General features: G+C 66.0%; 7 protein-coding genes and 1 pseudogene. 7 read left to right on the top strand and 1 reads right to left on the bottom strand.

Annotated features, from left to right (window positions below):
• Positions 1-60: 60 nt before the first annotated feature.
• The 5 genes and pseudogenes from QP166_RS10060 to QP166_RS10040 all read left to right on the top strand — a co-directional run bounded on the left by QP166_RS10060 (position 61) and on the right by QP166_RS10040 (position 9,243).
• Positions 61-729, top strand: a complete 669-nt coding sequence (locus QP166_RS10060; protein WP_333915793.1) for a GntR family transcriptional regulator — start codon at positions 61-63, stop codon at positions 727-729.
• A gap of 168 nt (positions 730-897) precedes the next feature.
• Positions 898-3,825 carry a TonB-dependent receptor domain-containing protein gene (locus QP166_RS10055; protein WP_333915792.1) on the top strand — a complete coding sequence of 976 codons (2,928 nt, stop codon included), beginning with the start codon at positions 898-900 and terminating at the stop codon, positions 3,823-3,825.
• 60 nt (positions 3,826-3,885) lie between these two features.
• On the top strand, positions 3,886-6,996 hold the full coding sequence (locus tag QP166_RS10050; RefSeq protein WP_333915791.1) for a glycoside hydrolase family 2 TIM barrel-domain containing protein: 3,111 nt from the start codon (positions 3,886-3,888) through the stop codon (positions 6,994-6,996).
• A pseudogene (locus QP166_RS10045) lies at positions 6,966-9,002 on the top strand (DPP IV N-terminal domain-containing protein); the annotation flags it as partial. The gene QP166_RS10050 and the pseudogene QP166_RS10045, both read left to right, overlap by 31 nt.
• Positions 9,003-9,009: 7 nt before the next feature.
• A complete protein-coding gene (locus QP166_RS10040) occupies positions 9,010-9,243 on the top strand; it encodes a prolyl oligopeptidase family serine peptidase (protein ID WP_333915790.1) in 234 nt (77 codons plus the stop codon).
• Between the two features lie 233 nt (positions 9,244-9,476).
• On the opposite strand, the gene QP166_RS10035 is transcribed toward QP166_RS10040, so the two are convergent.
• Positions 9,477-12,146, bottom strand: coding sequence for a DUF5695 domain-containing protein (locus QP166_RS10035; protein WP_333915789.1), 2,670 nt, complete (start codon positions 12,144-12,146; stop codon positions 9,477-9,479).
• Between the two features lie 107 nt (positions 12,147-12,253).
• On the opposite strand from QP166_RS10035, the gene QP166_RS10030 reads away from it, so the two are divergent.
• The gene (locus QP166_RS10030) at positions 12,254-14,593 is read left to right on the top strand and encodes a beta-L-arabinofuranosidase domain-containing protein (RefSeq protein WP_333915788.1); all 2,340 of its coding nucleotides are present in this window, start codon (positions 12,254-12,256) and stop codon (positions 14,591-14,593) included.
• Positions 14,590-15,597 (top strand): Ldh family oxidoreductase, encoded by a 1,008-nt coding sequence (locus QP166_RS10025; protein WP_333915787.1) that lies wholly within the window; start codon positions 14,590-14,592, stop codon positions 15,595-15,597. The genes QP166_RS10030 and QP166_RS10025 overlap by 4 nt, the downstream gene beginning before the upstream one ends.
• Positions 15,598-15,604 lie beyond the last annotated feature (7 nt).

Raw genomic sequence — 15,604 nt, 5'->3', positions numbered from 1 at the left:
GGTACGTGACGCGCGGGTTAGATGATTTACCGGTATATCGTCGCCGGTTGGGGCTTTTAGATGACCGGCATTATCGTTCGCAATCTCTCCGAGCAGCTCGTCGACCTGGTTCGGGACCGCATCCTGACCGGGCAGGTCGAAGCCGATCGTGCGATCCGGCAGGACGCGCTCGCCGCCGAACTGGGGGTCAGCAAGATCCCGCTACGCGAGGCGCTGACGCGGCTGGAGCAGGAGGGATTGGTCCGATCGCGTGCGAACCGCGGGTATTTCGTGCGCGAACTGACGATCGCGGAGGCCGAGGAAGTCTATGCGCTGCGGCTCAAGCTGGAGCCGGAGGTCGCCGCGCAGGCCGCCGCGAACGCGACTCAGCAGGAACGCGACGTGGCGGTGCAGTTGCTGGCGCAACTCGACGAGGCGACGAACGCGCATGGTGACGGCGTGGGGGCGTTCAATCGTGCCTTCCATCTCGCGCTGCTGCGCCCGTCGCGTCAGTCGATCACGACGACGATGCTGGAGCGTCTGCACGTGATGGGCGAGCGCTATGTGCGCAAGCATCTGGAGCCACTGGGACGCGACCAGCGCGCCAACGACGAACATGCGCATCTGCTCGAAAGCTGGTTGCTGCGCGACACGCACGCCGTGCGCGAGCGAATGCATGCGCATATCGAGCAGACGGTGCTCGACCTGCGCCGCGAGTTTCGTGGGGGTGGTAACCTCGAAGGAGCGTGAGGTTCGATCAAGCGTCACGACCAAAATGGCCATTTGGCAAAGCAAGAGTGCGCAATAAAATAACAGGCGCATACATTTTTTAGACATTCTTTCGTATAATATATTTGATGTACGCCTTCTTCGATGTATGGTCGGTCGATCAAACAGATGAAAAGAAGGGGGTTAACCATGGTTGGAGCAACGAAGTGGCTCGCGTCGGCCGCGCTTGGCGCACTGGCGCTCGGCGTGGCGATGCCAGCGGCGGCACAGGTGACGACAGGCGATCAAGCGTCGACGTCGACCGAGGCGGAAGGCGAGGGGGTCGTCGTGACCGGTACGCGGCTCGCGCAACCGGGGGTGATGAGCAACAGCCCGATCACGACCGTCGACGCTGGCGAGATCCGGCTGCAGGGCGCGACGAATATCGAGAGCGTGCTCAACCGCCTGCCGCAGGTCACAGCCGATGCGAACGAGAACGTCTCCAATGGGTCGGACGGGACATCGCAGGTCAACCTCCGCAATCTGGGCAGCAACCGCAATCTCGTGCTCCTGAACGGGCAGCGATTGTTGCCGGTACAGGCGACCGATCTGAACTTCGTCCCGGCGTTCATGGTCAAGCGCGTCGACGTCGTCACCGGTGGTGCTTCGGCGGTCTATGGGTCGGACGCGGTGTCGGGCGTCATCAACTTCGTGCTGCGTGACGATCTGAACGGCGTGAAGACCGATGTGCAATATGGGTTTTCCGCGCATCACAACGACAATGCCGGTTATCGGCAGCGTTTGACGGCCGCCGGGTTCAGCCGCGCGCCGGACTCGCCCGTCGACGGGCAGCGTTTCGACGCCAATATCGCGATGGGCACGAACTTTGCCGACAATCGCGGCAACGTGACCGCCTATTTCGGGTATCGCGACGTCAAGCCGATCCTCCAGTATAACCGCGACGTATCGGCCTGCGCGCTCGATCCGAACGGCGACCGCAGCGATCTTGTCTGTGGCGGCTCGTCGAACAACGAATTCGGACGCTTCACGCCACTGCGCGATGGCGTGTCCCCGACCGGCTATAACAATACGCGGGACGGGCAGAAGACGTGGGTGCCGTACGATAACAGCTTCCGCTACAATTACGCTCCGTCGAACTACTTCCAGCGCAACGACACGCGCTATACCGCGGGCGCGTTTGCCAGATATGAAGTGACGCCGGCTGCCGAAATCTACGGCAGCTTCATGTTCATGGACGACCATACCAATTCGCAGGTCGCGCCGTCCGCGCTGTTCCAGGGCTATAATTACTCGATCAACTGCGACAATCCGTTGATGAGCGCGCAGCAGGGCCAGTTGCTGTGCGGAAGTGCCTATGGCACCAGCGCGACGCAGGACACCTATATCGGCTATCGTCCGGTGGCCGCACCGGCGCAGCCGCGTCGGGATGATCTGCGCCACACCGATTATCGCGTCAGCGGTGGCGTCCGCGGCGAGATCGCGCCGGGCATTCGCTATGATGCGAATGCGTTGTTCTCGACGGTGCTGTTCAACGAGACCTATCGCAACGACATCGACCCGGCGAAGGCGAACAAGGCGCTGAAGGTCGTCAACCGCAACGGCACGCCGACCTGCCTGTCCGTCATCGACGGAACCGATCCCACGTGCGTGCCGCTGAACGTCTTCCAATATGGCGGGCCAAGCGCGGAAGCGTTGAGCTACATCTATTCGCCGACGAGCACCGACAGCATCAGCAAGGAAACGGTGCTGTCCGGCACCTTTACCTTCGACGGCGGCGCGTTCGGCGCCAAATTGCCATGGGCGGATACGGGGATCGGCGCGGTCATCGGTGTCGAGCATCGCCGCGAGAGCTATGAGTTCAACGCCGACGCGCTGGCGCAGGCGAAGGGGACGCAGGAAGTCTCGGGCAAGTTCGACGTCACCGAGGTGTTCACCGAAGTGCGCGTGCCGATCGTCGAGAACCGGCCGTTCCTGGAGGAATTGTCGCTGACGGGCGGCTATCGTTATTCCAAGTACAGCACCAACGATAAGGGGGTGTCGACGTACAAGGGTGAGATCGCCTGGGCGCCGTCGCGCGATCTGCGACTGCGCGGTGGGTATAATCGCGCGATCCGCGCGCCGAACATCCGCGAATTGTTCGACCCGCGCGCGCCGGGCAACATCACCGCGCAGGATCCCTGCTCGGGCGCGACGCCGACCGCGACGTTCGCGCAATGCGCCCTGACGGGTGTGACGCAAGCGCAGTACGGCCGGATCATCGAATGTCCCAGCGAGACCTGCAACGGATTGTTCGGCGGCAATCCAGCGTTGAAGCCGGAGGAGGCCGATACCTATACCGCGGGCGTGGTGTTGACGCCGACCTTCATGCCGCGGCTGACGCTGTCGGTCGATTATTTCAACATCAAGGTGAAGGACTATATCGGCACGATCCCGGTGCCGCTGACGATCAGTCAGTGTTTCGCGACCGCCGATCCGTTCTTCTGTTCGCTGTTCCAACGCAATCCGCGCAACGGCGTGCTGTTCGGGGCGGATGCGAATACGCTCGGCTATGTGACGGCGACCAACCTGAACACCGGCGAGCTGGGCACGAGCGGCCTCGACATCGGCGCCAGCTATGCGGTGCCGACCCGCGTCGGAAGGTTCAGCGTCGATATGCTCGGCACATGGCTGCGCGAATTGACGACCCAGTCGCTTCCGGGCTTCCCGACCTATGATTGCAAGGGGCTGTTCGGCGGCTCGTGCGGGCAGCCGTCGCCGGAGTGGCGCCACCAGGCCCGCTTCACGTGGGTGTCGAGCGATCAGAAGAGTTCGGTATCGCTCAACTGGCGGTACATCGGCGCGACGAAGCTGTCGTACAACACCTCCGATCCGTCGCTGACCGGTGACAAATACATCATCAACTCGCGTCTGCCCGTGGCGAATTACTTCGACCTTGCGGCGACCGCGACGGTGGCGACGAACCTGACGTTCCGGATCGGCGTCAACAACCTGTTGGATCGTGACCCGCCTGCGATCGCCCAGGGCGTTTTGTCGTCCTTCGGTAATGGCAACACCTATCCCGGCGTGTACGACGTCGCCGGGCGCACGTTCTTCGTCGGTCTGTCGGCCGAGTTCTGAAGAAGGTGATGGAGAAGGCGGCCGGCGCATGCGCGTCGGCCGTCGTCGTGGGAGAATGAGATGACGGGTCGGGTCGCACTTGCCGTGCTGGTGTCAACGCTGGCGATCGCGCAGGCGACGGCGCAAACCCCGACACCGACCCCCGCCGAATGGGAGCGGCCCGAGGTGATCCGCGTCGGGGCCGAGCCGATGCACGCGACCTTCGCCGGCTTCGAGAGCAAGGCCGCGGCGTTGCGCGACGCGCCGGCGCGGTCGCGCTATCACCTGTCGCTCGACGGGCAATGGTCGTTCCACCACTCGCCCGATCCCGAGGCGCGGCCGGTCGGTTTCGAGAAGCCCGACTATGACGTGAGCAGCTGGGCCAAGGTGGCGGTGCCTGGCATCCTCCAGGCCGAGGGGCAGGGGACCCCGGTGTTCATCGGTTCGGGCTATCCCTTTCCGCGCAACCAGCCGTGGATCGACCACAAGCTGAACGAGGTCGGCTCGTACCGGCGCGAGGTGGTGGTGCCCGCGCATTTCGCGGGACGGCGGCTGTTGCTGACGGTCGGCGCGGCGGGGGCGGCTTACTATCTGTTCGTGAACGGCGAACGCGTCGGCTATTCGGAGGATTCCAAGCTTCCCGCCGAGTTCGACGTGACCAGGGCGATGCACCCGGGGCGCAACACGGTGGCGATCGATTTGTATCGCTATGCCGATGGCAGCTATCTGGAAGATCAGGACTTTTGGCGGGTGAACGGGATCGAGCGCAGCGTGACGCTCTATGCCGCGCCCGCGACGCACCTGCGCGACCTCGATATTCGCGCGGGGCTCGCCAATCGATATCGTGACGGTACGCTGGCACTGAACGTCGCGGTCGGCGGCGGCGTGGCGCCGGTACGGGTGCGTGCGACCGTCATGGATCGCGGGCGGGTGCTGCTGCAGCGCGAGGGTACGCCCGATGCCGGGCGCATTGTTCGGCTCGATGGGAGTATTCCGGCGGTGCGCGCGTGGAGCGCGGAGACGCCCGAACTCTATACGTTGCTGGTCGAGTTGCTCGACGCCAAGGGCAAGGTGGTCGAGGCGACCGCGCGGAAGATCGGGTTCCGCACCGTCGCGATCGAGGACGGCGAGGTGCGCGTCAACGGGCGGCGCATCACGATCCGCGGGGTCAACCGCCACGAGCACGATCCGCATACCTTCCGCATCGTCTCCGACGCGACGCTGCGGCGCGACCTGGAATTGATGAAGGCCGCCAACATCAACGCGTTGCGCCTGTCGCACTACCCCAACGATCCGCGCATCGACGACCTCGCCGACGAGATCGGGCTGTATGTCATGGACGAGGCCAATATCGAGAGCCACGGTTACTTGTCGGCGGCGCAGCAGAACGGCGATCCCGAACATACGCTGCTCGGCTACAAGCCCGAGTGGAAGGCGGCGCATCTCGATCGCGTCGAGCGGATGGTGGAGCGTGACAAGAACCATCCGTCGATCATCTTCTGGTCGTTGGGCAACGAGACCGGCGTCGGCACCAGTTTCGAGGCGGCAGCGAAATGGGTGAAGGCGCGGGATAATACGCGGCTGATCAACTTCCTCGGCCATAGCATGAGCGGGTGGCGGCACCCGACCAACGCCTATGTCGATATCTTCGCGCCGATGTACGACGATATCGAGAAACTGGTCGATTATGCCGAACGACCCGAGTTCACCCAGCCGCTGATCCTGTGCGAATATGCGCATGCGATGGGTAATAGCCTGGGCAACTTCCAGGATTATTGGGACGTCATCCACGCGCACAAGAAGCTGCAGGGCGGCTTCGTGTGGGACTGGGTGGATCAGACGATCATCCGGAAGGATGCGGACGGGCGCGACTATTGGGCGCAGGGACGCGACTTCGTGCCGTATGGCGACGATAGCCCGGTCGGGGATGGCGTGATCCAGTCCGACCGGACGCCCGATCCGGAGTATTACGAGCTGACCAAGGTCTATGCGCCGATCCAGTTCGCGCGCGACGGCGCGGGCTATGCGGTGGTGAACCGTCACGACCATATCGACCTGTCGCGCTTCACGCTCGACTATGCGGTGCTGGAGGATGGGCGCGAGGTGGCGCGCGGGTCGGTGGCGATGCCGCAGGTCACGCCGGGCGCGCGTGCGCCGCTGTCGCTGGCACTGCCGGCGGCGCGCGACGCCGGCGCGGAGCGGATGCTGGTGCTGCGCGCGCGCGCGACCAAGGGCGCGATCCCGCTGGTCGAGGCGGGGCATGTCGTCGGCTATGAGCAATTCGCGCTGTCGCCGCCGCGCGCGCTTGCCGCGCCGGTCGGCAGCGTCGCGCCGAGCGATGGCGATGGCGATGGCGGTGATGCGTGGCGGTTGGCGGCGGGCGATGCGGTGCTGGAGATCGACAAGGCGACCGGGCTGGTGCGGCGCTATGCGCGCGGCGGGGCGACACTGCTGACCGGTGGCGCGCCGGACTTCTGGCGCGCGCCGACCGACAATGACGTCGGCACCGGCGTGACCAAGACGCACAAGGTGTGGGAGCAGTTCAGCAACAACCGCCGGCTCGACGCACTGGCGGTCGACGGTGACGCGATCGTCGTGACGCACGACATGGGCGTGGGATCGGTGAAGGTCACGACGCGCTGGACGATGGACAGCAAGGGACAGGCGCGCGCGGCGGTGCGCTTCGTGCCGATCCGCGACGACCTGCCCGATCCGCCGCGCGTCGGGGTGCAATTCCACATGACGCCGACGCTCGACCGGTTGCACTGGTATGGGCGCGGGCCGTGGGAGAATTATGCCGATCGCAAGACCGCGGCGCTGATCGGCGAGTGGCGCGGGACGCTGGCCGAGCAATACCATGATTATGCGCGACCGCAGGAATCGGGGACCAAGCAGGACGTGCGCTGGTTCGACCTGACCGGCGCGGACGGGGCGGGGGTGCGGGTCAGCGGCGATCGACCATTGGCGATCAACGCGCTGCCGTTCCCGTACGCCGATCTGATGGAGAAGCCGGCCGCCAAGGCGCATAGCAGCGACATTCGTGCGCATGGCGACGGCACGCTGCTGATCGACGCGGCGCAGAGCGGCGTGGGGGGCGACACAGGTTGGAGCCTGGATGGGCGGCCGCACATGAAATATCGTGTGCCGCTCCAGCCAATCGAATGGACCTATACGTTGGGCGCGGCGCAGTGAGGCGTGCGTTGCTCGCGATCGCGTTGCTTGCCACCCCGGCGATCGCGCAGACCGATCAGCGCGTCGCGCGCTCGATCGCGTTGCGCGATCAATGGCAATGGTTGACGCGCGACATCGCCTTCCCGGCGGAATGGGACGCGGATGGACGGCACTTCCATTATCGCAAGACCGTCGAGGGCGGGTTCGCCTTCGTCGATGTCGATGCCGCGACACACGCCAAGGCGGTGCCATTCGATGCGGCGGCGGTGGCGAAGGGGCTCGGCAGCGCGCTGGGGCAGGCGGTCGATCCGCGCCGCCTGCCGTTCGATCATTTCGCCTTCACGGGCGAGCGGCGCGAGATCGAGTTCGCGATCGACTATGCGCCGTGGCGCTGCACGTTGACCGATTATGCGTGCGCGCGGGTCGAGGGTGAGGGGCGGCGGCCGCGCGGCTTCGGCGTGGTGCGTGACCTGAAGGTGCCGGCGCGCAACGCGCCGCATCGCTCGCCCGATGGCGCGCGCGAGGCGCTGGTGATCGACGACAATCTCGTGCTGCGTGGCGTCGGCGGCGGCGCGGAGGCGTGGCGCAGCCAGGATGGCAGCCCCGGCGACTTCTACGATCCCGAGACGATCGCCTGGTCACCCGATGGGAAGTGGCTGGCGCTCTATCGCGTGCGGCCCGGTTATCGCCGGATCGTGACGCGCGTTATCTCCTCGCCCAAGGGGCGGGTGCAGCCGGAGCTGGCCGAGCAACTCTATCCCAAGCCCGGCGACGCGATCGATCAGGAGCGGCCGGTGATCTTCGAGGCGGCGACCGGGCAGCGCGTAGAGGTGTCGGACGCCTTGTTCCCGAACCCGTGGCAGCTCGGCGCGATCGGCTGGCGCAAGGACGGGCGCAGCTTTGCGTTCGACTATATGCGGCGTGGATTTCAGCACGCTTCGGTGATCGCGGTCGATGCCGCGACCGGAGAGGCGCATGAGGCGGTGCGCGAGGATGCGAAGACCTTCATCTTCGACGAGCGGCGCTATGCGCATGACGTCGGCGATCTGGGACGCGAGCTGATCTGGGCGTCGGAGCGCGACGGGTGGCGGCACCTTTATCTGATCGATGCGGCGACCGGTCGGGTGAAGCGGCAGATCACGCGCGGTTCATGGGTGGTGCGCGATATCGCGCGCGTCGATGACGATCAGCGACGGATCTGGTTCTCGGCAAGCGGCATGACGCCGGGTGAGGACCCGTACCACAAACACTGGTTCCGCGTGGATTTCGACGGGCGCAACCTGACGCGGCTGACCGATGGCGACGAGACGCACGAGGCGAGCTTCGCGCCCGACGGGCGGACGTTCGTCGACGTGCATTCGCGCACCGATGTGGCGGAAGTGGCGGACGTGCGTGATGCGATGAGCGGCAAGGTGCTGGCGACGCTGGAGCGTGGCGACGTGCGCGCGCTGACCGCCGCCGGCTATCGTCCGCCCGAACCGTTCGTCGCCAAGGGTCGCGACGGCACGACCGACATCTATGGGCTGGTGGTGCGGCCGCGCGATTACGATCCGACCAAGCGTTATGCGGTGATCGAGAACATCTACGCCGGGCCGCACGACAGCTTCGTGCCGAAGGGCTACTGGCCGTTCGGCGCCTTTTCGGGCGGCGACAAGGCAATGGGGATGCAGCAGATCGCCGACCTCGGCTTCATCGTCGTGATGATCGACGGGATGGGGACGGCGAACCGCTCAAAGGCGTTTCACGACATCGCGTGGAAGAACCTCGCCGACAGCGGCTTTCCCGATCGCATCGCGTGGATGAAGGCGCTGGCGGCGAAGGATACGTCGGTCGATCTGTCACGGGTCGGCATCTATGGCGGGTCGGCGGGCGGGCAGAGCACGCTCAACGCGTTGTTGTTCCACCCGGACTTCTACAAGGCCGGGGTGGCGTTCGCGGGGTGTTTCGACAACCGCATGGACAAGATCGACTGGAACGAACAATGGCTCGGCTGGCCGGTCGACGCGAGCTATCTGGCGGCGTCGGGGGTGGTCCATGCCGCCCGGTTGCAGGGCAAGCTGCTGCTGGTGGTCGGCGAGCAGGATTCTGAACGTCGATCCGGCCTCGACGATGCAGGTGGTCGATGCGCTGGTGCGCGCGGACAAGGACTTCGAGCTGCTGGTGGTGCCGAATGGCGAACATACGGTCGGGCGGTCGACCGGGCCGGTCGCTTATGGGCAGCGGCGGGAGTATGACTTCTTCCTGCGCGCGCTGGGTGGGGCGCGGTAGGGGCGCTGCTTTGATGGGCATCGGTAGGATGCCTTTTCTTCGTCATTCCCGCGGAGGCGGGAATCCAGACGCGCAGGTTTACGCTTGAGCCGCGGAGGTCAGAGGTTCTGGATCCCCGCCTTCGCGGGGATGACGGAGTTTTGTGTCGTCGCCCCGTACTTGATCCAAGATCCCGCTTTTTGTGACGGTGAAAGAAGAAGCGGGATCTTGGATCAAGTCCGGGGCGACGGCGGTTATCGGGGCGTCAGGGTCACGGTCGTCGTGGTCGGCGACAGCGGGATCGTCGTGAAGCCGCGTTCCGGGGTGCCCTTGTCGCTCGCATACGCCGCGCCGCCAGTCGGTGACTCGACCGCCAGATGCGCCGCGGGCGTCGTCGCGGTCGCCGGGTCGAGTGTCAGTTCGATACGACGCGTCGCCGGCAGCCAGCGCGCCTTGGCGATCGTGCCTGCTGCCAGCGTGATCCACTGCCCGGCCGGCGCGACGAACAGTCGCGTGCGTGCGCCGTCGTGCGGGACGATCTCGATTGCCGCACCGTCCTTGCGCACCGTGCCGCCGAAGCCGAGCCAGCCGAGCGTCGGGTCCTTCACCAGATAGGTCGCAGCGGCATAGGCGTGGCCGAAATAGCCCATGCCATAGTCGCCGGTGTAGGCGTCCCAGCGCATCATGTCCGGTTCGGAGTGGAACGCCGCCGAGGCGAACCCGTCGCGGTCGACGTTGGTGATCCCGCCCATGAACCCGCCATAAGCGACGCGCAGCAAATGGAGGTCGGCGGGATCGCGACGATAGGCGTCGAACAGCGGCACCGCGTTGAGCGCGGAGCCGTAATGGTGGATCTGCCGCTCGATCCGCTTGACCTTGCCGCCGTACAGGAAGTCCCAGTAGCGGCGCGCGTTGCCGTTATAGCCCCAATGCGGGATCGTCGGATCGTAGCCGAGGATCACCTCGCGCGTGACCGCCGCTTCCTTCGGATGGTCGAAGTAACGCATCCAGGCATAGACTTCGGGCTGGCCGGTCGAATCCCACGCCATCTCGCTGCCGAACGGATAGGCGAGCGTGCGCCAATGGTCGGCGCGCGCCTTCATCAGCCGCTCGACTTCGTTCCCTTGTGTGGTCAGCCCTTCGCGCTTCAGGTCGGCGAGGATTTCGAGGAAGACCTCGCCCTCCATCTGCCCGAATTGCGCATAATGCGGCGCGTCGCGCATCATCGCGACGGTCGTGAGATAGGCATGGTCGAGATAGAAGCGCCAGTCGTGGCGCCTGACCAGCCCGGCGTGGTGCCGCGCGAGCCGGTAGAGCACCCAATGGCCGATCGCGACATGCGGGTAATTGTACGAGCGGCCGAGATCGTCGGCCTGCTTCCTGTCCCAGGACGCCCAGGTCGACCAGTCGATGCCTTTGTCGTAATAGGAGCCGAAGGTCTTGGGGTCGTAGTAGAAGAGGCTCTTCTTCACCCCGCCGCCGTCCACCTGCAACTTGCCGAGCACGGTTTCGTCGACCATCCGCTCCAGCCTGGCGATCTCGCCGGCATCGGGATGGTCGAGTTGCTTGATCGTCGCGGCGACCCATGCGCCGCCGCCGCCCTCGTCGCTCATCCCCGCGATCCACACGCGCTGATCCTGCGTGACGATGCGGTTTGCTTCGCGGTCATAGGTGAGGATCGAGGGCGCGCGCTTGAACGGGTCGGCGGCGTCGTCGAACCATTGCTTCGTGGTGCTGAACCGGCCGAGGTCGGCGGCGACCTGCGCGAGCGGCTTGGTGGCGTAGTAATGGACGCTCTGCACGCTGCCGTCGGCATAGGTGATCGCGACGCGCGCGCGACCCCAGCCGGTGCCGGTGATACGCCAGCGGTTCCAGCCCTGCGGCCCCGGCACCTTCGTCAGCGTGAGGGCGTCGGCGGGAGAGACCTTGATGTCGCGCACGGCTTGCGCGGCGCGGACGAACAGGTCGGCGGGGCTGTCGTTGGGGACGACATAGCCGGGGATGCCGATCGCCACCGGGCGACGCTCGGCTTGCAGCGTTGCTTCGATCGCGCGGATCGACGGCGCGGCGACTAGCCGCACGCCGAAGGTGCGGTGCTCGCCCGGCGCGAGCGTGAAGCCGGTGGCGGGGTTCCACGGCTGTCCCTTGTCGGCCATCGCGCTGCTCGCGACCATCCAGTCGTAAAAGCCTTCGAAGGTCTGCTGGCGCGGGGTGCGATCCGTGAAGGCCGGCGAGGCGGTCTTGCGCCGGGCGTCATCAAGGATGCGATATTGTTCGAGCGGGGTGCGGCCGTCCGGCAGCACGAGCAGCGCCGGCCCCTTGCCGTTGAGGCGCGTGACCTGGAGATAGCCGGCGTCGTTGCCGATATAGGGATCGACGAAGCTCGCCTGTGCATGCGCCTGTTCGAGCGAGCGGTCGGTGATGATGTTGTCGAACACCATCGGCATCCCGAGCGCGCCGACCTCGACCGGAGTGGTGCCGCGGTTGGTGAGCGTGAAGCGCAGTACCGGTGTGCCCTTGTCGCGCAGCCATGTCCGTTCGACGGTGAGCGGGAAACCCTCGCCCATCGTCGCGGTGATATCGGCGCGCGCGATGACGTTGCCGGTGGTTGCGAGCGCGAGCACCGGCATACGATGCTGCGCGGAGGAGAAGTCGCGCCACGTACCATCGGTGCTGCGAACGCGGAGGTGGAGGTCGCCGATCTGGTTGAAGCCATCGCCGCTGCGGGCGGTGGCGCGTCCGCTCGGCACGAAATCGAAGCCCGGCTCGGCGCGCGGCGACAGCGTGCGTAGCGTCTGGCTGGCAGGATCGAGCGTGAGCGTCAGCGCGCCATCGGTCCCTTGCACCGGCATGGCGGGAGCAGCATGGAGCAGCGCGCCGCTCGCCAGCACGGCGCCTGCGAGATAATAAGCCACAGGTCGCATCGCTTGCCCTTTATTCTTCGCAGTTCGATTGACTTCGTACCCGCTTGCCATATCGTATACAATATTCCGGGGAGATGAAAATGCTTGTTGGTCGTCGCGGGTTTTTGATGTCTTCGGCGACGTTGCCGATGCTCGCCGTTCCGGCGGCGGCGCAGGCGGGAGCCGGATTGCCGCGCTCGGCAAAGGCCTTTCCGCTGTCGGCGGTGCGGCTGCGACCGTCGGATTTCGCGCGCGCCGTCGAGGTCAACCGCGCCTATCTGCTACGGCTATCACCCGATCGACTGCTGCACAATTACCATGCGTTCGCCGGATTGACGCCCAAGGCGGCGGTATATGGCGGGTGGGAGAGCGACACGATCGCGGGGCATACGCTCGGCCATTATCTGTCGGCGCTGGCGTTGATGCACGCACAGACCGGGTGCACTGATTGCGTGACGCGGGCGACCTATATCATCGGCGAACTCGCGCGGTGCCAGGCGGCGCATGGCGACGGTTATGTCGCGGGCTTCTCGCGCAAGCGCAAGGACGGCACGGTCGTCAACGGCAAGGAGATTTTCCCCGAGATCATGCGCGGCGATATCCGCTCGGCCGGGTTCGATCTCAACGGCTGCTGGGTGCCGTATTACAATTGGCACAAGCTCTACACCGGGCTGTTCGACGTCGTCGATCATATCGGTCCGAACGAGCAGGCGATGGCGCTCGCGGTCGCGCTGGGCGGCTACATCGAGCGCGTGTTTGCCAGCCTGAGCGACGAGCAGGTGCAGGTGATGCTGGCGTGCGAATATGGTGGGCTGAACGAGAGTTTCGCCGAGCTGCACGCGCGCACCGGCGACGCGCGCTGGTTGCGGCTGGCGGAGCAAATCTATGACAAGCGCAACCTCGATCCGTTGACGCAGAAGCGCGACCAGCTCGCCAACTTCCACGCCAACACGCAGGTGCCGAAACTGATCGGGCTCGCGCGGCTGCACGAGATCACCGGCAAGCCCGAACAGGCGACCGCGGCGCGCTTCTTCTGGGAGCAAGTGACGCGGCACCACAGCTACGTCATCGGCGGCAATGCCGATCGCGAATATTTCAGCGGCGCCGACACGATCGCGCAGCACATCACCGACCAGACGTGCGAAAGCTGCAACACCTACAATATGCTCAAGCTGACGCGGCATCTGTTCGCGTGGCAGCCCGATGGCGCATTGTTCGACTTCTACGAGCGCGCGCACCTCAATCATATCATGGCGCATCAGGAGCCGGTGAACGGCGGCTTCACCTATATGATGCCGCTGATGTCGGGGGCGAAGCGCGCTTACTCGGAGCGCGAGGGCGAGGAATTCTGGTGCTGCGTCGGCACCGGCATGGAGAGCCATTCCAAGCATGGCGAGAGCATCTTCTGGAGCGGCGACGACACGCTGATCGTCAACCTCTACATTCCCGCCGATGCGACGTGGAAGGAACGTGACGCGGTGCTGGGGCTCGACACCGTCTATCCGTTCGATGGCGCGGCGACGCTCACTTTCACGAAGCTCGGCAAGGCGGGGCGCTTCCCGGTCGCGCTGCGCGTGCCGGGCTGGGCGAAGGGGCATGAGGTGTTGGTCAACGGCAAGCCTGCCGACGCGGCGCAGGCCGGTGGCTATGCGATCGTCACGCGACGCTGGAAGGCCGGTGATAACGTGACGATCCGGCTGCCGCTCGACCTGCGGCTGGAGCCGACGCCGGGCGACGAGCAGACGATCGCGGTGCTCCGCGGACCGCTGGTGCTCGCGGCCGATCTGGGGCGCGCCGATGGCGAGTGGGATCATCCCGAACCGGCGATGGTCGGCCAGGATCTGCTCGCCGCGTTCCGCCCGGTGGACGAGGAGAGCGCGCAATATGCGACGGCCGGGCTGATCCGCCCCGCCGACCTGACGTTCGTGCCCTTCTATCGCCAGTACGATCGACGCAGCGCAGTCTATTTCAAGCGCTTCACCGATGCGCAGTGGAAGGTGGAGGAAACCGCGTTCCTCGCCGAACAGGCGCGGCAGAAGGATCTTGCGGCCCGCTCGGTCGACATCATGCATCTGGGCGAGATGCAACCGGAGCGCGACCACGATCTCACCTCGGAGATTTCCTATCCGCTCGCCTATCGCGGGCGCAACGGACGCGATGCGCGCACCGGCGGGTTCTTCGAGTTTGCGATGGCGGTGAAGCCGGGGCCGCTGCTGTTGCAGGCGACCTATTGGGGCGACGAGCGCAAGCGGACGTTCGACATTCTGGTCGACAACCAGCGCATCGCCACGCAGACCCTCGACGCCGACAAACCGGGGGCGTTCTTCGACGTCGACTATCCGATCCCGGAGGCGCTGACCAAGGGCAAGAAGAAGGTGAAGGTGCGGTTCGTGCCGCATGACAAGAACAGCGCCGGGCCGGTGTTCGGCGTGCGGCTGTTCACCGCAAAGGCGGAGCCGCGTGCATGAATGACGGGCAGGTCCGGATGACGCTGGACGAGGTGCGCGACTATGCGCGCGCCACGTTGACGCGCGTCGGGCTTGCACCGGCGCATGTCGCTGCGGTCGCGGAGACGATCGTCGCGGGCGAGCGTGACGGGTGCGGAGCGCACGGGCTGTACCGTCTGCTCGTCGCGGCGCATTCGGTCGCGAGCGGGGTGGTCGTGCCCGATGCGGTCCCGGTGCTGGAGCAGCGCGCGAGCGGTGTGGTGCGGGTCGATGGCAAGGGCGGGTTCGCGCAACTGGCGTTCGAAACCGGGCGGGAGGCATTGGTCGCGGCGGCGCGCGCCAATGGCATCGCCGCGCTGGCGATCAACAATATCGTGCATTTCGCAGCGCTGTGGCCGGAAGTCGAGGCGCTGGTCGAAGCGGGGCTGGTCGCGTTGGCGGTGACGCCCAATCACGCGTGGGTCGCGCCCGCCGGGGGCACGCAGCCGGTGTTCGGGACCAACCCGATCGCGTTCGGCTGGCCGCGCCGTGACAAAGCGCCGTTCGTCTTCGACTTCGCGACCAGCGCGGTGGCGCGCGGCGAGATCGAACTGCATCGTCGCGCAGGCAAGCCGGTGCCTGCCGATTGGGGCCATGCTCCCGATGGCAGCGACACCACCGACGCCGCCGCCGCGCTGGCGGGGGCGATGCGGACGTTCGGCGGGCACAAGGGGTCGGCGCTGGCGCTGATGGTCGAGTTGCTCGCAGGGCCGCTGATCGGTGACCTGACCAGCGCGGAGTCGATCGCGTGGGATGCGGGGCGCAAGGGCTCGCCGCTCGGCGGTGAGCTGATCATCGCGCTCGATCCGGCCGGGTTCCTCGGGGCGGCGGCGGGCGAGCATTTCGCGCGCGCCGAAACGGTGTTTGCGGCGATCGAGGGCCAGGGGCACGGGTTTCGGGCGCACGGCGGCACGCGCTGCGGCCGGTCAGCACGCGCGACGGGGTGCTCGTCTCGCGCCGATTGCTTGACGATATCGACGAAGTGACGAAGGA

This window comes from Sphingomonas sp. LR60, assembly GCF_036855935.1.
GTDB lineage: Bacteria > Pseudomonadota > Alphaproteobacteria > Sphingomonadales > Sphingomonadaceae > Sphingomonas.
This window is presented reverse-complemented; position numbering and strand designations above follow the sequence as displayed.

What these genes read in the sequence shown, in the direction of transcription:
- QP166_RS10060 (WP_333915793.1), top strand. Translation starts at nt 61, where the DNA reads ATGACCGGCATTATCGTTCGCAATCTCTCCGAGCAGCTCGTCGACCTG.
- QP166_RS10055 (WP_333915792.1), top strand. Translation starts at nt 898, where the DNA reads ATGGTTGGAGCAACGAAGTGGCTCGCGTCGGCCGCGCTTGGCGCACTG.
- QP166_RS10050 (WP_333915791.1), top strand. Translation starts at nt 3,886, where the DNA reads ATGACGGGTCGGGTCGCACTTGCCGTGCTGGTGTCAACGCTGGCGATC.
- QP166_RS10040 (WP_333915790.1), top strand. Translation starts at nt 9,010, where the DNA reads ATGCCGCCCGGTTGCAGGGCAAGCTGCTGCTGGTGGTCGGCGAGCAGG.
- QP166_RS10035 (WP_333915789.1), bottom strand. Translation starts at nt 12,146, where the DNA reads ATGCGACCTGTGGCTTATTATCTCGCAGGCGCCGTGCTGGCGAGCGGC.
- QP166_RS10030 (WP_333915788.1), top strand. Translation starts at nt 12,254, where the DNA reads ATGTCTTCGGCGACGTTGCCGATGCTCGCCGTTCCGGCGGCGGCGCAG.
- QP166_RS10025 (WP_333915787.1), top strand. Translation starts at nt 14,590, where the DNA reads ATGAATGACGGGCAGGTCCGGATGACGCTGGACGAGGTGCGCGACTAT.